This window comes from Telluria sp. ZT3P26 (assembly GCF_059686035.1).
This window is the reverse complement of sequence record NZ_JCASII010000001.1, coordinates 565,472-586,559: the sequence shown is the minus strand read 5'-3', so window position 1 is coordinate 586,559 and position 21,088 is coordinate 565,472. Positions and strand designations below refer to the sequence as shown.

General features: G+C 65.7%; 16 protein-coding genes. 10 read left to right on the top strand and 6 right to left on the bottom strand.

The genetic code is table 11. The features are described 5' to 3' along the window. Window position 1 precedes the first annotated feature (1 nt). The 4 genes from AC56LN_RS02590 to AC56LN_RS02575 all read right to left on the bottom strand — a co-directional run bounded on the left by AC56LN_RS02590 (window position 2) and on the right by AC56LN_RS02575 (window position 3,493). The gene (locus AC56LN_RS02590; RefSeq protein WP_499569803.1) at window positions 2-976 is read right to left on the bottom strand and encodes a diacylglycerol/lipid kinase family protein; all 975 of its coding nucleotides are present in this window, start codon (window positions 974-976) and stop codon (window positions 2-4) included. Between the two features lie 81 nt (window positions 977-1,057). Beyond that, entirely contained in the window at window positions 1,058-1,594 is a 537-nt protein-coding gene (locus AC56LN_RS02585) for a GNAT family N-acetyltransferase (protein WP_499569802.1), read from the bottom strand. Then, a complete protein-coding gene (locus AC56LN_RS02580; RefSeq protein WP_499569801.1) occupies window positions 1,594-2,133 on the bottom strand; it encodes a GNAT family N-acetyltransferase in 540 nt (179 codons plus the stop codon). Before AC56LN_RS02580 ends, AC56LN_RS02585 begins: the two co-directional genes overlap by 1 nt. Window positions 2,134-2,215: 82 nt before the next feature. Continuing rightward, window positions 2,216-3,493 carry an amidohydrolase family protein gene (locus tag AC56LN_RS02575; RefSeq protein ID WP_499569800.1) on the bottom strand — a complete coding sequence of 426 codons (1,278 nt, stop codon included), beginning with the start codon at window positions 3,491-3,493 and terminating at the stop codon, window positions 2,216-2,218. A gap of 174 nt (window positions 3,494-3,667) precedes the next feature. Between AC56LN_RS02575 and AC56LN_RS02570 the strand changes: the two genes are divergently transcribed. The 4 genes from AC56LN_RS02570 to AC56LN_RS02555 all read left to right on the top strand — a co-directional run bounded on the left by AC56LN_RS02570 (window position 3,668) and on the right by AC56LN_RS02555 (window position 10,396). After that, entirely contained in the window at window positions 3,668-4,432 is a 765-nt protein-coding gene (locus tag AC56LN_RS02570; protein ID WP_499569799.1) for a phasin family protein, read from the top strand. Between the two features lie 138 nt (window positions 4,433-4,570). Next, window positions 4,571-6,361 carry an ABC transporter ATP-binding protein gene (locus tag AC56LN_RS02565; protein ID WP_499569798.1) on the top strand — a complete coding sequence of 597 codons (1,791 nt, stop codon included), beginning with the start codon at window positions 4,571-4,573 and terminating at the stop codon, window positions 6,359-6,361. Window positions 6,362-6,437: 76 nt separating this feature from the next. Continuing rightward, complete coding sequence (locus AC56LN_RS02560) at window positions 6,438-8,195, top strand: ABC transporter ATP-binding protein (RefSeq protein WP_499570770.1); 1,758 nt, start codon at window positions 6,438-6,440, stop codon at window positions 8,193-8,195. Between the two features lie 137 nt (window positions 8,196-8,332). Continuing rightward, window positions 8,333-10,396 carry a GGDEF domain-containing protein gene (locus AC56LN_RS02555; RefSeq protein WP_499569797.1) on the top strand — a complete coding sequence of 688 codons (2,064 nt, stop codon included), beginning with the start codon at window positions 8,333-8,335 and terminating at the stop codon, window positions 10,394-10,396. Here the strand turns inward: AC56LN_RS02555 and AC56LN_RS02550 are convergent. Both AC56LN_RS02550 and AC56LN_RS02545 read right to left on the bottom strand, forming a co-directional pair. Continuing rightward, a complete protein-coding gene (locus AC56LN_RS02550) occupies window positions 10,393-10,713 on the bottom strand; it encodes a hypothetical protein (protein ID WP_499569796.1) in 321 nt (106 codons plus the stop codon). The genes AC56LN_RS02555 and AC56LN_RS02550 overlap by 4 nt on opposite strands. A gap of 69 nt (window positions 10,714-10,782) precedes the next feature. Then, complete coding sequence (locus tag AC56LN_RS02545) at window positions 10,783-11,517, bottom strand: hypothetical protein (RefSeq protein ID WP_499569795.1); 735 nt, start codon at window positions 11,515-11,517, stop codon at window positions 10,783-10,785. A gap of 205 nt (window positions 11,518-11,722) precedes the next feature. Here AC56LN_RS02545 and AC56LN_RS02540 point away from each other — a divergent pair, with 205 nt between their 5' ends. From AC56LN_RS02540 to AC56LN_RS02515, 6 genes are all read left to right on the top strand, one after another. Then, the gene (locus tag AC56LN_RS02540) at window positions 11,723-12,772 is read left to right on the top strand and encodes a hypothetical protein (RefSeq protein WP_499569794.1); all 1,050 of its coding nucleotides are present in this window, start codon (window positions 11,723-11,725) and stop codon (window positions 12,770-12,772) included. Window positions 12,773-12,828: 56 nt separating this feature from the next. Then, on the top strand, window positions 12,829-14,007 hold the full coding sequence (locus AC56LN_RS02535; protein WP_499569793.1) for a sensor histidine kinase: 1,179 nt from the start codon (window positions 12,829-12,831) through the stop codon (window positions 14,005-14,007). 78 nt (window positions 14,008-14,085) lie between these two features. Next, window positions 14,086-15,531, top strand: a complete 1,446-nt coding sequence (locus AC56LN_RS02530) for a serine hydrolase domain-containing protein (protein ID WP_499569792.1) — start codon at window positions 14,086-14,088, stop codon at window positions 15,529-15,531. A gap of 139 nt (window positions 15,532-15,670) precedes the next feature. After that, window positions 15,671-18,046, top strand: a complete 2,376-nt coding sequence (locus AC56LN_RS02525; RefSeq protein WP_499569791.1) for a M1 family metallopeptidase — start codon at window positions 15,671-15,673, stop codon at window positions 18,044-18,046. A gap of 160 nt (window positions 18,047-18,206) precedes the next feature. Then, window positions 18,207-20,582, top strand: a complete 2,376-nt coding sequence (locus AC56LN_RS02520) for a M1 family metallopeptidase (protein WP_499569790.1) — start codon at window positions 18,207-18,209, stop codon at window positions 20,580-20,582. Window positions 20,583-20,584: 2 nt separating this feature from the next. After that, window positions 20,585-21,073, top strand: a complete 489-nt coding sequence (locus AC56LN_RS02515) for a DUF6702 family protein (RefSeq protein WP_499570769.1) — start codon at window positions 20,585-20,587, stop codon at window positions 21,071-21,073. The last annotated feature ends 15 nt before the right edge of the window (window positions 21,074-21,088 follow it).

Sequence of the window (21,088 nt, the reverse complement as noted above, 5' to 3'; positions counted from 1 at the left end):
CTCAGGCAGCGTCGCCCGGCGTGGCGGCGGCTGCCTGTGGCGGCGCCAGCAGCAGCTTGAGCCGGCCTTCCAGCACGCGGAACTCGAACGGCGTCGCCATCTTGCTGACCTCGCCATCGACAGCCACTTTCAGGCGCTTGCGCCCGTACAGCGACGGCGTACGCACGGTCATGCGCTTGAACGAGAACGCCACGACATCGTCGGCGTCGCCCAGTTTGCCAAGCGCACCACGCACCAGCAAGCCCAGCAGCCCGAGTTTACCCATCGGCTTGGGCGCCAGCGCCGCCAGCTCGCCGTCCTCGACTGCATCGGTCAATTGCTGCATGCCGACCTGCTCCATCTGCAACCGGTTATTGCCAACGAACAGCGTCGTCGTGCGCAGGCGTTGCTCCTTGCCGTCGAGCTCGAGCCGGATCTGCAGGTGGCGGTGCGCGCGCAGCGCCATCTTGATGGCCGACAGAAACGCGACCACGCGGCTGCGGCCGAACTCGCGCTTGTCGTGTTCGCGCTCTTCGAGCAGCGCCGGGTACAGGCCCACGCTCGCATTGACCAGGAATATCTTGTCGTTAAGCATGCCCACCTGCACCGGCTGGATCGTGCCGCGCAGCAGCGCGTGTACAGCCTCGGCCAGGTCTTCCGGAATCCCGTGGGTGCGCCCAAAATAGTTGAAGGTGCCCTGCGGCAGCACGCCGAACGCACACCCGGCCAGCACCGCCTGGTGCGCAACCGTGTTGATGGTGCCGTCGCCGCCGGCGGCGACCAGCACGCCGCCACTGGCAACGGCCTTGGCCGCCATGTCCTTCGCGATCTGTTCGATGCGCTCGGGCTCGTCCACCACTTCCAGATGGCACACGCGGCCACCGGCGTCCATGACCTCGTTGATCGTGGAGATGCGCATCTCGGTTTCGGAATGACCCGACCCCGCGTTCAGAACAATGAAGAAAGGAGCGTCAGGTAGCAACTCGGTGGCTGGCATCGCAGGGTCGACTCGGTGAATGATGGTTGATCGAAATTGCAGCCATCGTATCACCGGCGTTGCCGGCGCTAGGTGCGTTATTCAACCGTCGCGTGCAGGCGCCAGGTCGGCCAGGTAGACGTTGACGGCCGGCTGGTCGGGCACCAGGACGGCCAGGCGCTCAAACCGCATGCCCAGACGCAGCAGCAGCGCGATCGAGGCCCCATTCGCGGGTGCCGTGAATGCAGCCAGGCGCGTGATGCCAAGGGCGCGCGCATGCGCCATGACGCCGCGGGCTGCCTCGAGCGCATAACCCTGCCCGCGCGCCTCGGGCAGGAACGCGTAGCCGATGTCGACATGTTCGAGAAAATCGCGTTTGACGAGGCCGGACAGGCCGAGCGGTGCGCCGCCATCCAGCGCCTCGACGACGTAGAGAGAGTGCCCGTGCCTGGCCTGCATCGCAATCGGGCCGTCGCGCAGCGCAGCCCGCGCGGCTGGCACGTCATGCAGATTGCGCTGGCCGATATGTTCGATGAAGGCAGGGTCGTTGACCAGCCGCAGGAAGAATGGCGCGTCGGCCTCGGTGACAAGGCGCAGCCGCAGGCGTTCGGTCTGCAAGACAGCGAGCCCGGCGTCCATCACCCACCCGGCACGTCGTCGACTGTCGGCCAGTGATCGGGATCCTGCAGCAGCTGGTACATCACGTAGGCATCGATATAGCCCAGGCGCTTGTGGCGAAACGCCTTGGGCAGTGTGCCGACAATCGAAAATCCGAGCTTCTTCCAGAGCCCGATGGCCGGCCCGTTGGTGCTGACCACATGGTTGAATTGCATCGCCAGATAGCCGCGATCGCGCGCTTCGGCCAGGCTGTGCTGGCCCATCGCGCGGCCCACACCCGCGCCCTGCGCCGCCGGGCTGACCATGTACGAGGCATTGGCCACGTGATGGCCACGCCCGACCTGATTCGGCACCATGCGGTACATGCCCAGCACGCGGCCACCCGCGCTCACCGCGACAAAGCTGGACACGCCCTCGCCCAGCCAGTATTGGTATCCGGCTTCGCGCGACGTCGCCGTGCTGAAGACATAGCTTTCACCCGCCTCGATATGGGCGCAAAAAATGGTCCAGATCGCCTCGAAATCGGTGTCGAGCGCAGGACGGATAACAAGATCTTTCACAACAATCTACAGGAGTGCCAGGACAGGGCGGTCCGCTATTTTGCCTGAAAATACACAGATTATCACGCACTATATTGACATTTTAGCTACGGCCGAGGCGGAAGTCGGCGCTGTCCGGGCGCCCCGGCAGCTGCAGTTGGCTGGCCGCAGCGGGCGCTTCGGCCACGATCTGGCCGCGTCGCAACACGAAGCGGCGCGGGGCGCGCAGGCGGATCGCTTCTACCGTCGAGCCGGCGTCAAGAATTACCAGATCGGCGTGGCAGCCCGGCGCCAGGCCGTAGCCTTCCAGGCCAAGGATGCGCGCAGGCGTTTCGGTGATGGCGGTAAAGCACGACTGCATCGCTTCCAGTCCGGTCATCTGCGCCACGTGCAGGCCCATATGCGCTACCTCGAGCATGTCGCCCGAGCCCATGCCGTACCATGGATCGAGCACGCAATCGTGGCCGAAGGCGACGTCGACGCCGGCCGCCATCAGTTCGGGCACACGCGTCATGCCGCGCCGTTTCGGGTAGGTGTCGTTGCGACCCTGCAGCGTGATGTTGATGAGCGGATTGGCGATCGCCGCCACGCCGCTCTCGGCGATCAGCGGGATCAGCTTGCTCACGTAATAATTGTCCATCGAGTGCATCGACGTCAGGTGCGAGCCGGCCACCCTCCCCTGCAGCCCCAGGCGCTGGGTTTCATACGCCAGCGTTTCGATATGGCGCGACATCGGGTCGTCGCTCTCGTCGCAGTGCATGTCCACGCGCAGGCCACGTTCGGCCGCGAATTCGCACAGCAGGCGGACGGATTCAGCGCCCTGCGCCATCGTGCGCTCGAAGTGCGGGATGCCGCCCACGACATCGACGCCCATGCCGATCGAGCGCTTGAGGTTCTCGAATGCGTTGGCGCTGCGCAGCAGGCCGTCCTGCGGGAACGCGACCAGTTGCAGGTCGAGATACGGCGCGACGCGGCGCTTGACTTCCAGCAGCGCCTCGACCGCCAGCAGCCGGTCGTCGCACACATCGACGTGGGTGCGGATCGCCAGCAGGCCGCGCGCCACCGCCCAGTCGCAATAACGCAACGCGCGCTCGATCAGCGCATCCTGGCTCAGCTGCGGTTTCAGTTCGCCCCACAGCGCGATCCCTTCCAGCAAGGTGCCGCTGCGGTTCACGCGCGGCAGGCCGTAGCTCAGCGTGGCGTCCATATGGAAGTGCGCATCGACGAACGGCGGGCTGACCAGGTCGCCGGCGGCGTCGATTTCGCGCACGCCCCGTGTTGTCAGTTGCGGCGCCAGCGCCGCGATGCGGCCGTCCTGAATGCCGATGTCGATGCCGGTGCGGCCATCGGGCAGCGTGGTATTGCGGATCACGAGGTCCATGGTGACTCCATTGAGTGGTTATCCGATTGTAGCAACTGTGGCGCAGCTGTATGGCAATGCTGCAACGCAATATGACCCGCGCCGAATAAGCGACCGACGTTCATTGCACGGGCCGGGAATCGTGGGTACACTGACTTTATTGCAGCGCGCCATACTTGATAGATAGGAAACTTCATGACCTCACTCTCCGAGCAGTTGTCCGCAGCACCTAACCATTACCTGACTGCACCGATGAATGCCCAGCTCACGGTGCTCAATGCACTGACCACCCAGGCGCTCGACAGCGCCAGCCGCATCACGGCGCTGAACCTGTCCACGTCCCAGGAAGTCCTCGAGCGCTCGGCGCAGACTGCCCGCCAGCTGATCGGCGCGCGCGATGCACGCGACCTCGCCGTGCTGCGCAGCCATGCCGAAGAACAGGTGCGCAGCCTGTTTGCCTATAGCCGCGAATTGCTCGGCATCGCTGCCGGCGTCCAGCCGTTGCTGGTGCGCAGCATGACGCCGGCACCGCTGGCGGCGCCGGTGACCGAGATGGCGCAGGCCGTCGTCGATACGGTGCAGGCAACGACCGAGCGCACGATCGATGCGGTTGCAGCGACGCCGGCGCCAGAACCCGTCGCCGTCGCCCCGGCGCCGGTTGCCGAAGCGCCCGAACCAGCGATTGCTGAACCGGCACCGGCAGCACCGGCAGCACCGGCAGCCGAAGCAGCTCCGGCCATCGACGCAGTGGCCAGCGTGCTGCCGGAACCGGCATCCGATGACGCGGCGCCACAGGTACTGCCCGGCCCGGCAGCCGTCAAGGCCACGCCGATCGCCCAGGCGGCCGGCAACGGCGCCGTTCTGGCGGCAACGCCACCGGCGCCAGCGGCCGCGCCGATCGAGCGGCGCGACCCGGACGCCCCTGCCACCGCGGCCACGCCACGCCGGCGCCGCAAGTAACACAGCAACCCGCGCGACGGCCAGGCCGCATCAGACCAGCGTATCGGGAATGGTGCCGCGCAGCGCCAACTAGGCAAAACGACTACACTAGCGGGCTCAGGCCCGCTTTTTTTTCGGGCGCAACAGCAAGGAATTCGAATGAGTTTGTCCAGGCTGATCGGCGGCTTCGTGCGCCGGCATTGGCAATCCTATGCCTCATCGGCCGTGATGCTCGTCGGTGTGGCGATCTGCACGGTCCTCATCCCCCGCAAGGTCGGCGCACTGGTCGACGCGCTCGCCAACAACCGCCTCGCCGAACAGGACCTCCTGCTCGGTATCGCCCAGGTCCTCGGCCTGGGCGTGGCCATCTACGTACTGCGCGTGTGCTGGCGTATCCGCCTGTATTCGGCCGCCTACCAGCTCGGCGTCGAGCTGCGCACGCGCCTGTATGCGCGTCTGGCTGCGCAAGGCCCCGCCTTCTACCAGCGCCAGCGCACCGGCGACCTGATGGCGCTGGCCACCAACGACATCGACGCCATCGAGATGGCCGCCGGCGAAGCCCTGCTGGCCGCGTTCGATGGCACGCTGACGCTGGTCATGGTCCTCGGGATCATGACGCTGGGCGTGGACTGGCGCCTGGCGCTGGTCGCGCTGCTGCCATTCCCGCTGATGGGACTCGCGTTCTGGTACATCTCGACCCACATCCAGAAGGCCGAGGGGGATGCGCTTAAAGGTTTCTCGAAGCTGAACGACCATGTGCAGGAATCGCTGTCGGGCGTGCGCACGCTGCGCGCCCTGGGCCTCGAAGCGCGCAGCAGCACCCAGTTCGGCGTGCTGACCGCCAATGCAGCCGAGGCCAGCCTCACCGCCCAGAAATGGGAAGCGGCCTACGAACCGGCCGTCGGCCTGGCGCTGACTGCCGCCACCGGCCTGACGCTGGGCCTGGGCGGCTATCTGGTCTGGCAGAACGAACTGACGGTCGGCGCACTGACCAGCTTCACGATGTACCTGGGCCAGCTGATCTGGCCCATGTTCGCCGCCGGCTGGGTGGTCACGCTGATCGAACGGGGCCGCGCCGGCATGGCGCGCCTGCAGCCGCTGCTCGAGGCGCCGCTGTCGGTCGAAGACGCCGGCACGATCGACCGGGTGGGCCAGGGCCCGCTGGTGCTCGAAGGCGTCACGTTCACGTATGGCGTGAACGGCGCCGGTAAAGACGGCGCGGCTGCTGACGACACGGCGCAGGCGCCCGCCCTCTCCGATGTGTCCGTCACGCTCGAACCGGGCCAGACGCTGGGTCTCGTCGGCCCGACCGGCTCGGGCAAATCGACGCTGCTGCGCGTGCTGCTGCGCCAGGCGACGCCGCAACAGGGCCACGTACGCTGGGCCGGGCAGCCGCTCGACGCCTATCGCCTGAGCGCCCTGCGCAGCGCCACCAGCTGGGTGCCGCAAGAGTCATTCCTGTTCTCGTCCACGATTGCCGAGAACATCGCGCTGGCCCGGCCCGATGCCTCGCGCGCCGAGATCGAAGGCGCGGCGCGCATGGCCGCGATCCACGACGACATCCTGCGCTTCCCGTATGGCTACGACACGCCGGTCGGTGAAAAAGGCATCACGCTCTCGGGCGGCCAGCGCCAGCGCGTGGCGATTGCCCGTGCGCTGCTGGCCGACAATCCGCTGCTGCTGCTGGACGACGCATTGTCGGCGGTGGACACCGGCACCGAAACGCGCATCCTCGAACACCTGGCCGAACTGCGCCGGGCGCGGCCCGAGCGCGCCGCCATCATCGCCAGCCACCGCCTGTCGGCCGTGGTCGGGGCCGACCACATCGTGGTGCTGCGCGCCGGACGCGTGATCGAAGCCGGCACGCACGACGAACTCTTGCTGCTGGATGGCTGGTACGCCAGCCAGTGGCGCTATCAACAACTGGAGGCCAGCCTTGACGCAACCTGAAGCAACGCTGGACACAGCCGACGCATCCACCACCACGCCGCCGCTCAAGACCGATAACAGCCTGGAACGCGGCGTGATGCGTGACCAGGCCAGGCTGGCCATGCGCCTGCTGCGCCGCGCCGCTGCGCCCGAACAGCGCCACCTGATCATTGCCACGCTGTGGCTGATTCTGGCGGCCGCCTTCGAAGTGGTCGGCCCGCTGCTGGGCAAGGCGCTGATCGACGACCACCTGCTGCCGCGCCATCTCGACTGGCCGCAGATGGCCCTGCTGCTGGGCGGCCTGGTCGTCACCGGCTGGGTGTCGAGCTGGGTGCGTTACCTGCAACTGATCCGCCTGTCCGGCGTGGCGATGCGCTCGGTGCAGCGCCTGCGCGAGTGGGTCTATGACCACGTGCTGCGCCTGCCGATGGCGTTCTTCGACCGCGCCATCACCGGCCAGCTGGTCAGCCGCGTGACGAACGACACCGAGGCCGTCAAGACGCTCTACATCCAGGTCCTGTACGTCTTGCTCGACAACTCGATCGTCCTGATCGGCACGATGGTCGCGATGGCCTGGCTCGACTGGCGCCTGATGCTGATCGTGCTGTTGCTGGTGCCGGCGGTGGTCGGCATCGTCTGGCTGTATCAGCGCCTGTCGGCACCGGCCGTCACGCGTGCGCGCGCCCTGCGCAGCGACATCAATGCGCAGATGGCCGAGTCGATCGGCGGCATGACCGTGCTGCAGGCCAGCAATGCCGAGCTGCGCTTCGGCGAACGCTTCCTGGTGACCAACCGCACCCACTACACGGCGCGCCTGGCCGAGCTGCGCGCCAACGCCTTCCTGCTGCGCCCTGCGCTCGACCTGCTCAACGTGGCCCTGCTGGCGCTGGTGATTTTCGCTTTCGGCCAGCGCGAGATCGGCGCCGTCGAAGTGGGCGTGCTGTACGCGTTCGTCAGCTACATCGCGCGCGTGGTCGAGCCGCTCATCCAGATCACGATGCAGTTCAGCGGCCTGCAGCAGGCGGTGGTCGCAGCCGCACGCGTCAACACGCTGCTCGATGAAGCCGGCGCGCCGGAACACGACGTGGGCCGCATGGATGGCGAGAACGCGTTTTCGCCCGACGCACCGGCCGTCAGCGTGCGCCACGTCAACTTTGCCTATGTTCCCGGCCAGCCGGTGCTGCACGACCTGTCGCTCGACGTTCCGCAGGGCGCGTTCTTCGGCATCGTCGGCCACACGGGCAGCGGCAAGTCGACGCTGCTGTCACTGCTGCTGCGCTACTACGTCGTCGAACAGGGCAGCATCGAGATCGGTGGCGTGCCGCTGGCGAAGATCGGCAATGAACGCTTCCGCAACGAAGTGGGCCTGGTGCCGCAGGACCCGTTCATCCTGGCCGCCAGCGCGCGCGAAAACATCGACATGGGCCGCGGCCTGCCGCTCGAACGTTTGATGGATGCCGCGCGCGCGGCGCATGCACATGATTTCATCAGCGCGCTCGAACAGGGTTACGACACGCAGCTGGGCGAAGGCGGCTCACGGCTGTCGTCGGGCCAGAAGCAGCTGATCGCCATCGCCCGCGCGCTGGCGGGCGAGCCGCGTGTCCTGCTGCTCGACGAAGCGACGTCGCGCATCGACAGCGCCACCGAACAGGTGGTGCAACAGGCACTGGAAGAATTGCGCGGCAAGGTGACCATCATCGCCATCGCGCACCGCCTGTCGACGATCCGCGACGCCGACCGCATCATCGTGCTCAACCACGGCAAGATCACCGAGGCCGGGCCGCACGAAGACCTGATGCGCATCGAGGGCGGCCTGTACCAGCGCCTGTACCTGTTGCAACAGATCGCGCTGTAGGGCGGCGCTCTGGCTGCGCCCGTGACGCTGTGTCATTTTTGTGACATTTGACGACAAACTGAATTTCTTGTTTGCAACAGCCTATAATATTCCAAACCAACTTCTACCGGTTTTTACCGGTGCGACGAAACCACGGCATGTTCGCTATCCTGCATCGCGCCCTGTCGCGCTCCCGATTCAACGCCGTGGCCTTGGCCCTGTGCGTTGCGTCGGCCTGTGCATTTGCCAGTAACGGCCCGGCGCTCGATGCGCGCCTGGCCGAAATCCGCGAAGTCAACCGCATCGTTCCCGAACGCGCGCTGCCGATGCTCGAAGCCATCGAGGACCAGGCGCGCGTGGCATCGCTGCCGCAGCGGATCGAATTTCTGAATCAGATGGCCGCCGCCCGCCATGGCATGGGCCAGCATGCGCAGACCATCGCGCTGGCCAACGAGCTCATTGCACTGGGACGCCAGCACGATCACACGGGCGCACTGGCCAAGGGCCTCCTGATGCAGGGGTATGCCGCGTTCGCGCAGCACCGGCCGGCAGAATCCCACCGCCTGATCTGGGAAGCCGAGAAACTGGCCAACACCACCAACGACATCGACCTGCGCGTGCGCGCCGCGATCTCCTCGGGCGAATCGTATGCCGAAGAGGGCAACCTGCCGCGCGCCCTCCAGGGCCTGCAGGGCGCTGCTGCACTGGCGCGTTCGAGCGGCGATCCGATTCATGTCGTGATGGCGCTGTATTCGCTGGCGCGCCTGTATTCGCAGATGCGCGAGCCCGAAAAAGGCTTTGACGTATTGGACGAGGCCTATGCCGCCGCGGCCAGCGCCAACTCGCCCGGCCGCACGATGCTGCTCAAGCGGATGGAATACGGCCTGGCGATCGACAGCGGCCAGAACGAGCGCGCGCTGCGCGTGCTGCAGGAAGGCCTGGCGCTCGAACGCAAGCTCGGTGCCTCCAACCGCATCGCCGGCACGCTGGTCAACCTGTCCGACTGGTATCTCAAGACGGGCGACTACCGCAACGCCGTCAGCTACGCCCAGCAGGCCATCGACGCGGCGCGCCCGCTGAACGACCGCCGGCTCGACGCGATCGCGCACCTGAACCTGGGCCAGGCCTTCCTCGCCACCGGACGGCTCGTCGAGGGCAAGCGCCATATCGAGGCCGGTATCGCCGGCTTCGAGGAAATGGGCGACAAGCCCGAACTGCAGACGGCGCTGGTGGAATACGGCGTGGCGCTCGAGCGCGCGGGTGACCTGCCGGGCGCGCTGAAGGCCTATCATCGCGAGCGCGGCCTGTCGAACGAACTGTTCGAAAAGCGCCGCCAGAAAGCCATGCTCGAGCTGCAGGAGAAATACGAGGCCGAGCGCAAGCAGCGCCAGATCGAACTGCTGCGCAGCGAGAACACGATCAAGTCAGCCGAAATCGACAACCGCCGCCTGCAGCAGCGCGTCTGGTGGCTGGTGCTCGTGGTGATCGCGCTGGCGGCAGTCGTGGTGGGCCTCCTGTACCGCAAGGTGCGCCACGCCAATGCGCAGCTGCACGCCAAGAACACTGAACTGAAGCAGCAGAGCGTGCGCGATCCGCTGACCGGCCTGTACAACCGCCGCCACTTCCTCGAGTACATGCGCGCGCTGCCGGCGTCTGTCCCGGCAGCGGTTGGCGACGAAGGCGTCGGCGCACTGTTCCTGCTCGACGTCGACCACTTCAAGCATATCAACGATACCCACGGCCACGCGGCCGGCGACACGGTGCTGACCACGATCTCGGCCAGCCTGGCCGAGATCCTGCGCGAGACCGACATGATCGTGCGCTGGGGTGGCGAGGAGTTCCTGGCCTTCCTGCCCTCGGTGCCGCGCCATCGCATGGACGAAGTGGCCGCGCGCATCCTGGCCGGCATTAACGCCACCGTCATCGACCATGGCGGCGTGCAGATTGCCGTGAACGTGTCGATCGGCTTTGCGCCGTTCCCGCTGGCTGTCGGCAAGCAGATGATGGCGTGGGAACGCGTGGTCAACCTGGTGGACATGGCGCTGTACATGGCCAAGTCGCATGGCCGCAACCGCGCTTACGGCGTGCGCGGCTTCGCCGATGGCGATCGTGTGAACCTGGATGTGATCGAGCAGAACCTGGAGCACGCCTGGCGCTCGGGCCAGGTCGACATGACCATCGTGTACGGCGACCCGGACATGCCGCGCGCCGCCAACGCTTAGTCGTCCTTGTCCTTGCCAGCGTTCTCCTGGATCGCCTGGCCTGCCCGCTCGACCGACTTGCCCATTTTTTCGGTGGCGCGCTCCAGGCCCCGGCTGGCTTCCTGTGTCGCGTTCCCGACCTTGTTGCGCGCCTCATCGACGGCGTCGTCGGCGCGGGCGATTTCATCCTTCACCGACCTGGTAACCCCGGCAGTGGCCTGATCGAGCGCCTTGCCGACGCGCTCGGCGGGGCCCTTGCCTTCGTCATCGCGCGCGCAGCCGGCCAGCGCCAGCAGCATGGCCGACGCCAGCAGCGTGTTCGTGATGGTGGCTTTCATGCTTCGCTCCATTTTTTTCAACGCGTTCGATGATACACAAGACGCGGCGGCGTGGCTGTCCTTACGGGTTCAGCGCGAAGGATCGGCCAGCGGATGATCGCGCCGGCCGGCGTCGATGCGCGCCTTGACTTCGCGCGTGCGCGCATCCTCGCCCCAGCGTCTGGTAAACGTGGCCAGGCGGGCGCGGGCCTGTTCGAAGCTGCCCGTATTCAGCAGGCGTTCGATGGCGTTGTTGGCGGTGGTCCACGCAGCGCGGCGCTGCTCGGCGCGCGTGCAGGCCGCTGCCGCCGTATTGAGCGCGCTTTGCACCTGGCGCAGCTGCTCGGGCGTCGCGCGGGTCTTGCGCAGGGCGATCAGGTCATCCTGCGCTTCCTTCGGTTTGCATTCCTTGGCCAGGGCAATGGCCGACGCCATGCGGCGCTCGATGCGGGCTGCCGTTGGCTTGGTCAGCATCCAGGCCAGCCACAGGAGGCCCAGGCCGATCAGCCACCAGCGCAGGCGGATCGGTTTGCGCGTCGGGACGGCCGGGGGTGGTGCCGGCCGGGCGCGCAGGGGCGGCGAAGGTGGCACTGGTGGCGCTGGCGCCGGGATGGGTTTCGGCGGCGCTGGTGGCGGGATGACTGGCGCAGTGATGACCGGTGCCGGTGGCACGGGCGGCGGCGGTGGCGCAGGTGGCGTCACGACCGGCGGCATCGGCATGGCGGTGACCGGTGCCTGCGCCGTACCGCACCACGGACAAAAGTCGACCGGATGGGGAAACGCGCGGCCGCAGCCGGTATTGATGCAGGAATCGTCGTGTGCCATGGTGCCCCGTATTTCGCTGTTGCCCTGAATGCCGAAAAACGGCCTGCCAACCGCTGTCGTGATGGTTGATGTGATGGTGTTCGAAGGCCGCATGATAGCGCCCCGCACGCTCACGCGTCGCGCTGTTTGCCCGGTAGCGCCTTCTGATCCCTCACGGTGCAGCGGAACGTATAATGGCCGCTTCCCTCTTCCCTCCTGTGCGCCGATGACCGCTGCCGCCCCCATTCTTTCCGACGACGACCTGCCCGCCACCGTGGTCAATGCCGCAACCGCGCATCTGGCGGCCATGCTGTCGATCGCCCTCGAGCACGGCCCGGCGCACAAGGCGCTGGTCGTGTACGACACGCGCACGCCGCTGGCGCGCGCCCTGCTCGCGGGCTACCGCCAGAATCTGCCCGACGCCGTGTTCGTCGACTTCGACAGCGTCACGCCCGATGCGGTGCTGGCGGCATTCCGTTCGATGGCCGCGCACGACCTGGTGGTGCTGGTCCAGTCGACCAATTTCCGGCTCGACGGTTTTCGCATCCGCGTCGAGCTGTTCAAGCTCGATCTGAAGGTGATCGAGCACGTGCACCTGTCGCGCATGCCCGGCATCCAGGGCGAACACTATGTCAATGCGCTGGCCTATGACCCTGCCTACTTCCGTGGCACCGGGCGCGCGCTCAAGGCGCTGATCGATCGCGCGCCGCATGGCCGCGTGGTGGGCGGCGGCGAGACGCTCACGTTTGCTTCGCCGTTCGAAGCGGCCAAGCTCAATATCGGCGACTACAGCGAGATGAACAACGTCGGCGGCCAGTTCCCGATCGGCGAAGTGTTCACCGAAGCGCAAGATCTCGAAGCCGTGCATGGCCGGGTCCAGATCCACGTATTCGGCGATACCAGTTACCGCTCGAACCATCCCGACGTACCTGTCACCTTGATCATCGAAGCGGGTCGCGTGACCGGCACCGAACACGCCACACCCGCGTTCGAGCAGGTGCTCGATAACATCCGTCTCGAGGAAGGCGAAGTCTGGGTGCGCGAGCTGGGCTTCGGGCTGAACCGCGCCTTCACGCGCGACCTGCGGGTGGACGACATCGGGACGTATGAGCGCATGTGCGGCATCCACCTGTCGCTGGGCGCCAAGCATGGCGTGTACACGAAGCCGGGCTTCAAGCGCAAGGATGCGCGCTTTCACATCGACGTGTTTGCAGTCACCGATGCCGTGTTCCTGGGCGACGTGCAGGTGTATGCCGACGGGCGCTGGCTGGCCTGAGCCGGACCACGCGCGGCGGCCAGTGGTATGATTTCGACCTCATTGACCCAGCTATCATGATGCCAGACACCGTCCCCCAGCATGTCAGGGAAATCCAGGCCATCGCCGCCGTGCCGCGCGTGCTGCAAACCGTGGCGACCATGACCGGACTGGGGTTCGTCTGCATCGCGCACGTCACCGCCACCACCTGGACCACCTGCGCTGTCCACGACGAACTCGGGTTCGGCCTGCAGGCAGGCGATCCGCTCGACGTCACCACCACGCTGTGCGAAGAAGTGCGCGCGACGCGCGAGCCGATCGTCATCGACAGCGTGCGTGACAGCGATTCGTACCGCGACCACAACACGCCGCGCCTGTACGGGTTCCAGAGCTATTTTTCGATCCCGATCTTCCGTCCCGACGGCGACTACTTCGGCACGCTGTGCGGCCTGGATCCCGAGCCGGCGGCATTGAGCGATGGCGCCACGATGTCGGCGCTGACGCTGTTCGCCGAACTCATTTCGCGCCAGCTCGAAACCGACCGTTCGCTGCGCGCCACCCGCTCGGACCTGCTGTCCGAACGCGAGACGGCCGAACTGCGCGAACAGTTCATCGCCGTGCTGGGCCACGACCTGCGCACGCCACTGAGCGCCATCCTGACCGGCGCCGAACTGCTCAAGCACCGCAGCACCGATCCGGCCACCGGGAAGATCGTCGAACGCATGCGCAGCAGCGCCATGCGCATGGCCGGCCTGGTCGACAACGTGGTCGATTTCACGCGCGGGCGCATGGGCTCGGGCCTGGCGCTCGAACTGTGCCAGAGCGCCGACGTGCACCTGATGCTCGACCAGGTGGTCGACGAGCTGCGCGGCGTGTACCCCCACCGCGTGATCCGCTCCGACATCGCGCGCGACATCGCGCTGCGCAGCGATCCGCAGCGGCTGGCCCAACTGCTCTCGAACCTGCTCAAGAATGCGCTGCTGCACGGCGACAGCGGGGAGCCGATCCACGTGGACGCGCATATCGACGGCGCCAGCTTCGTGCTCGCCGTGAGCAATGCCGGCCCCGACCTGAGCCAGGCCGTCATCGACCAGCTGTTCAAGCCCTACTGGCGCGCCACCTCGCGCGCCGGCGACGAAGGCCTGGGACTGGGCCTGTACATCGTCGACCAGATCGCGCGCGGCCATGACGGCGCGATCGGCGTCACGTCAACGGACGGGCGCATCACGTTCACCTTCAGCATGCCGGCAGCATAACCTCCCTTTGGCGCTTGCCGGTCTGGCTGCGCGTGCCCATACTGTTTGCCATTTGTGCAACCATGTCTGGAGAAGAAGATGCGTTCCGCCCTGCCTCGCCGCCATTCCCATGTTGTCTACCTCGCCGCCTGCATCGCAACGCTGGCTGCTGCCGGCGCACACGCCGACGACAGCGCCGCCATCGCGCGCATTGAGTCCGGCCTGCGCCCGGAGGTCGCCCTGGCCGATGTGCCGGTAGCGCCACTGACCCTGCTCGACGAGATGAAGCGGTTGAACGTGCCGGGCGTGAGCGTGGCCGTGATCAAGGACGGCAAGGTGGCGTGGACGCGCGGCTATGGCGTGGCCTGGGCCGGCGGGCCCGCCGTCACGCCGCAGACGCTGTTCCAGGCAGCCTCGCTCAGCAAACCCGTATCGTCCATGGCAGCGCTGCGGATGGTCGAACAGGGTAGGCTCGATCTGGATGCCGGCATCGACCAGGCGCTCACCAGCTGGACGCTGCCGAAGGGTGACGGCATGCCGAGCCTGCGCCAGCTGCTGTCGCACACCGGCGGCATGAGCGTCTCGGGCTTTCCCGGCTACGCTGCGGACAAGAGCGTGCCGACGCTGCAGCAGGTGCTCGATGGCGCCGGTCCCGCCAACACGAAGGCGATCAGGGTCATTGCGGCGCCGGGGTCGGCCTTCCGCTACTCGGGCGGCGGCTACACCGTGGTGCAGCAGGCGATGATCGACCGCGCCGGCCAGCCATTTGACGCGATCCTGCACGAACTGGTGCTGGCGCCGCTGGGCATGACCTCCAGCACCTATGCGCAGCCGCTCCCGCCGGATCTGGCGCCCAATGCAGCGCGGCCGCATGACGAGGACGGCAAGCCGTTCCCCGGCGGCGCCTATACCTATCCCGAGCAGGCTGCCGCTGGCCTGTGGACCACGCCGAACGACCTGGCGCGCTTCGCGATCGCGATCCAGCAGGGCGCGGCGGGTGCAACGGGCGGCGTGCTCACGCCCGCCATGACGCGCACGATGCTCCAGCCAGTCAAGAACAACTATGCGCTGGGCTTGAGCATCCAGGACGGCGGCAAGGGCTTCAGCCACGGTGGCAGCAACCAGGGCTTCAAGGCGGTGTTCTACGCCGCCGTCGCTGACGGCAGCGGCGCGGTCATCCTGACCAACGGCGACAATGGCATCGACGTGGCAGCAGGTCTGATGCGCGCCATCGCCTACGAATACAAATGGGACACCAACCAGACCAAGCTGCGCAAGGCCGTCGCGCTCGCGCCGGAAACGCGGCGCACGCTGGTGGGCCGCTACCAGCTCGACGCCGTGACGGACTTCGAGATCGCCGAGCGCAAGGGTGAGCTGGTGCTCAGGCAGCGCGGCGGCCAGTGGGAACCGTTGTACGCCGAATCGGACAAGGTTTTGTTCGTGTTGTCGCGCAACCTCGAACTGCATCGCCATGACGCCGACTTTGGCCAGATCGTGCAGGGCACGTGGGCGCGGGGGTACGCGCGCGTGACCAACATGTACTGAACCATGGAATAAGCATGCAGGCGCCGCCATTGGTGTGGCGCGCGCCACATGTATCCGGATTTTTACAAATACGTTAAGCATTTGAAGAATATCAACGATAGAATTCCTGTCATATTCCAACAACAAATCCAGGGGAATCATGTTTCGTTTGCCAATCGGCGTAGCAGCGCTATGCCTTGCAGCTTCATCGTTTGCCGCAGCACCGTTCGACGACAAGTTCCGCCAGCTCGATGAGCTGCTGCCGACGCCAGGCACGATCCGCACCGCCTCCGGCGCCCCGGGCCACGCCTACTGGCAGCAACGCGCCGATTACACGATCCGCACCACACTCGATGAAGCCAGACGCGCCCTCTCCGGCGCCGGCACCGTCACCTACCACAACAATTCCCCGGATACCCTCAAATACCTGTGGGTGCAGCTCGACCAGAACATCTATAAGACCGATTCGGATGCGCGCCAGAGCGCCATCCTGCCTTCGCGCGAGGCGTGGGCCAACGGCACCCAGACCACCGGCCTGAAATACGACGGCCTGCGCACGGTGCTCGAGGGTCGCACCTTCCCCGGCGGCTTCGACATCCTGGCTGTCAAGGATGCGGGCGGGCGCCCACTGCCGTACACCATCAACAAGACGATGATGCGGATCGACCTGCCGCAACCGCTCAAGCCTGGCGCGAAGGTGACGTTCGGGATCGACTGGCGCTACAACATCAATGAGCAGAAGGTGCTCGGCGGGCGCGCCGGCTACGAGAAATTCGACGACAAGAACGACCTGTTCGAAATCGCCCAGTGGTTCCCGCGCATGGCGGCCTACTACGACGTGTATGGCTGGCAGCACAAGCAGTTCCTGGGTTCGGGCGAATTCACGCTGGAATTCGGCGACTACGACGTGCGCATCACGGTGCCGGGCGACCACATCGTCGCTTCGACGGGCGAGCTGCAGAATCCGGGCGAAGTCCTGAGCGCTGCCCAGCGCGATCGCCTGCAGCAGGCGAAGACGGCGAAAAAGCCGGTCATCATCGTGACCCAGGCCGAAGCCGAAGCGGCCGAGAAGGTCCGCAGCACGGGGACCAAAACCTGGCACTTCAAGGCGAAGAACGTGCGCGACTTCGCGTTCGCGTCGAGCCGCAAGTTCATCTGGGACGCGCAGGCGATCAAGAGCGGCAAGCAGGACGTGCTGGCGATGTCGTACTACCCAAAGGAAGGCAATCCGCTGTGGGAGAAATACTCGACCCAGGCGATCATCCACACCATCGAGCAGTACAACAAGTACTCGTTCGACTACCCGTACCCGACCGCGATCTCGGTCAACGGTCCGGTGGGCGGCATGGAATACCCGATGATTTCGTTTAACGGTCCGCGTCCGAGCAAGGACAAGAAGACCGGCGAACTGACGTACTCGCAGCGCACCAAGTATGGCCTGATCGGCGTGATCATCCACGAAGTGGGCCACAACTACTTCCCGATGATCGTCAATTCGGACGAGCGCCAGTGGACCTGGATGGATGAAGGCCTGAACTCGTTCGTGCAGTTCCTGGCGCAGGAAGCCTGGGAAGCCAACTGGCCGGGCGGCCGCGGCGACCCGCGCGCCATCACCACCTATATGAAGAGCACCAACCAGGTGCCGATCATGACCAACTCGGAATCGGTCCTGCAGTTCGGTAGCAACGCGTATGCCAAGCCGGCGACCGCGCTGAACGTGCTGCGCGAAACGGTGCTGGGCCGCGAACTGTTCGATTTCGCGTTCAAGGAATACGCCGAACGCTGGAAGTTCAAGCGCCCGACCCCGGCCGACTTCTTCCGCACGATGGAAGACGCCTCGGGCACGGACCTCGACTGGTTCTGGCGCGGCTGGTTCTACACCACCGATGCGGTGGACGTGAGCGTCGACGGCATCACCGAGTACACGGTGTCGTCCAAGGATCCGGAAGTCGAGAAAGCCATGGCGCGCGCACGCCGCGCCGCCGAGCCGGTGTCGATCACGGACCAGCGCAACAAGGGCATGCCACGCCGCGTCGATGCACACCCGGAACTGAAGGACTTCTACAACGAGAACGACGAGTTCACCGTCACCAACAAGGACCGCAACAAGTTCGCGGAAACGACGGCCGACCTGGAAGACTGGGAAAAGGCGCTGCTCAAGGAAGGCAAGCACCTGACGCTGGTCGACTTCTCGAACGTGGGCGGCCTGGTGACGCCACTGATCGTGGAACTGACGCTGAAGAACGGCCAGAAAACCATCGAGCGCATCCCGGCCGAAGTATGGCGTTATTCGCCAACGAAGATCACGAAGCTGTTCGTCACCGATGAACCGATCGTCGGTCTGACGCAGGACCCGAACTGGGAAACGGCCGACGTCGATGTCAGCAACAACAGCTGGCCACGCAAGGCGACGCCGTCGCGTCTCGAACTGTTCAAGACCGAACGCGATCCGAACAACCTGATGCGCGACTTCAACTCGAAGCTCAAGACGAAGGATGCAAAAGATGCGGAAGACGCAGCAACGCCTGCGCAGTGACGTCCATGCGTCATTAAGTTAGCACCAGACCCGTCGTTCCCGCGGAGGCGGGAACCTAAGTTGTTAGCGTCGTCGACACGCTGGCAAACTTGGGTTCCCGCCTCCGCGGGAACGACGTTTTTACGCTGTCGCAGAAAATATATTGTCAGGCTCCACGACCATGAACATCCCTCACCTGCACGCGGCCTTCGCGACCCTCACCCTCGGCGTTGCGATGACCGCCAGCGCGGCCGGCCCGGCCTTCGACGACAAGTTCCGCCAGCTGGACGAGCTGCTGCCGACGCCGGGCGTCACGCGCAACGCGGCCGGCGCGCCGGGCCACGCCTACTGGCAGCAGCGCGCCGACTATAAGCTGCGCGTCACGCTCGATGAAGCCAGGCGCGCGATCAGCGGCGCCGGCACGGTCACGTACCACAACAACTCGCCCGACACGCTGTCGTACCTGTGGGTACAGCTGGACCAGAACATGTTCCGCAGCGACTCGGACAATCGCAAGATCACGACGCTGCCATCGCGCAGCGCGTGGCAGGCCAGGGGCAACGACGGCGTGAAGTTCGACGCGCTGCGCTTCACGCTGGAGGCAGGCAAGTTCGCCGGCGGCATCGACATCCAGAGCGTGACCGGCAGCGACGGCCGCGCGCTGGCGCACACGATCAACAAGACGATGATGCGGATCGACCTGCCGCAGCCATTGAAACCCGGTGCAAAGGTGTCGTTCAACGTGGCCTGGCGCTTCAACATCCCCGAGATGAACGTACTGGGTCGTCGCATGGGCTTCGAGCGCTTCAAGGACGGCAACGACATCTACGAAATCGCGCAGTGGTTCCCGCGCATGGCCGCCTACTACGACGCAGCCGGCTGGCAGAACGCGCAATACCTGGGCGACGGCGAATTCACGTTGGAATTTGGCGACTACGACGTGGCGATCACGGTGCCAGGCGACCATATCGTGGCCGCCACGGGCGAGCTGCAGAACGCGGGCGAGGTGCTCACGAGCACCCAGCGCGAGCGCCTGCAGCAGGCGAAAACCGCCGGCAAGCCGGTGATGATCGTGTCGCAGGCCGAAGCGCAGGCAACCGAAAAGGGCCGCGCCACCAGCAACCGCACCTGGCGCTTCAACGCAAAGAACGTGCGCGACTTCGCGTTCGCGTCTAGCCGCAAGTTCATCTGGGATGCGCAGGGCATCAAGAGTGGCAAGCAGGACGTGATGGCGATGTCGTACTACCCGGCCGAAGCGAACCCGCTGTGGGAAAAATACTCGACGCCGGCCGTGATCCACACGATCGAGCAGTACAACAAGTACTCGTTCGACTACCCGTATCCGGTGGCGATCTCGGTCAATGGTCCGGTGGGCGGCATGGAATACCCGATGCTGTCGTTTAACGGCCGCCGGCCCGTCAAGGACGCCAAGACGGGTGCGCTGACGTACTCGCAGGCCGCCAAGTATGGCCTGATCAGCGTGATCATCCACGAGGTGGGCCACAATTACTTCCCGATGATCGTCAATTCGGACGAGCGCCAGTGGACCTGGATGGACGAGGGGATGAACAGCTTCCTGCAGTTCCTGGCCGAACAGGCGTGGGAAGAGAACTATCCGGCGCGCCGCGGCGAGCCGCGCGACATCGTCAGTTACATGCGCAGCACGAACCAGGCGCCGATCATGACGAATGCCGAGTCGACGCTGCAGCGCGGCGCGAACGCGTATGCCAAGCCGGCCACGGCCTTCAATATCCTACGCGAGACCGTGCTGGGCCGCGAGCTGTTCGACTTCGCGTTCAAGGAATACGCCGAGCGCTGGAAGTTCAAGCGCCCCACTCCGGCCGACTTCTTCCGCACGATGGAAGACGCGTCGGGCACGGACCTCGACTGGTTCTGGCGCGGCTGGTTCTACACGACCGACGCGGTGGACATCAGCGTCGATGGCATCAGCGAGTACACGGTGTCGTCCAAGGACCCGGAAGTCGAAAAAGCCTGGCAGCGCGCGCGCCGCGCGGCCGAGCCGGTGTCGGTGACCGACCAGCGCAACCAGGGTATGCCGCGCCGCGTCGATGCGCACCCGGAACTGAAGGACTTCTACAACGAACACGACGAGTTCACCGTCACCAACAAGGACCGCAACAAGTTTGCGGAAACGACGGCCGAGCTGGAAGACTGGGAAAAGGCGCTGCTCAAGGAAGGCAAGCACCTGACGCTGGTCGACTTTTCCAATCGCGGTGGCCTCGTGATGCCGCTGATCGTCGAGCTGACCTTCAAGAGCGGCCAGAAGACCATCGAACGTATTCCGGCCGAAGTGTGGCGCTATTCGCCCAAAAAGATCACGAAGCTGTTCGTCACCGATGAACCGATCGTCGGCCTGACGCAGGACCCGTACTGGGAAACGGCCGACATCGATGTCAGCAACAATAGCTGGCCACGCAAGGCGACGCCGTCGCGCCTGGAGTTGTTCAAGACCGAGCGCGATCCGAACAACCTGATGCGCGACGCGGCCACGCCATTAAAATCGGCACCAACCGCGGCACCGAAGGCGGCCCAATGAACGTGCGCGGATTGAAGTCCCTGCTCCTGGCGCTGCTGCTGTGCGCCAGCGCTGCCGCCAGCGCGCACCGCTTCCATTTCGGCATGACCGACATCTCGTACAACGCGCGCACCGAGAGCACGGAAATCGTCCACACCTACACGGCGCACGATATCGACGCGCTGCTGCTCAATCTGTACGGGCGCCAGTTCGACCTGAGCGACGCAGAAGACCAGGCGGTGCTGCGCACCTACGTCGAGCGCCACTTCTGGCTCGCCGACAAGAACGGCAAGAAGCTCCCCGTGACCTGGGTCGGCATGACGGCCGATGCGCAAAGCGTCGTGATCTACCAGGAGCTGGCCGCCACGCCGCTGTCGGCAATGGCCGTCATCCACCAGGGCGTCCTGGTCGACTTCATGGCCGAACAGGTCAACACCGTGAACCTCAACGAAGGCGGCGCCGTGCGTTCGCTGACCTTCCTGCGCCAGGTGCTTGAACAGCCTGCGCGCTGACTCCTATTTTGAATT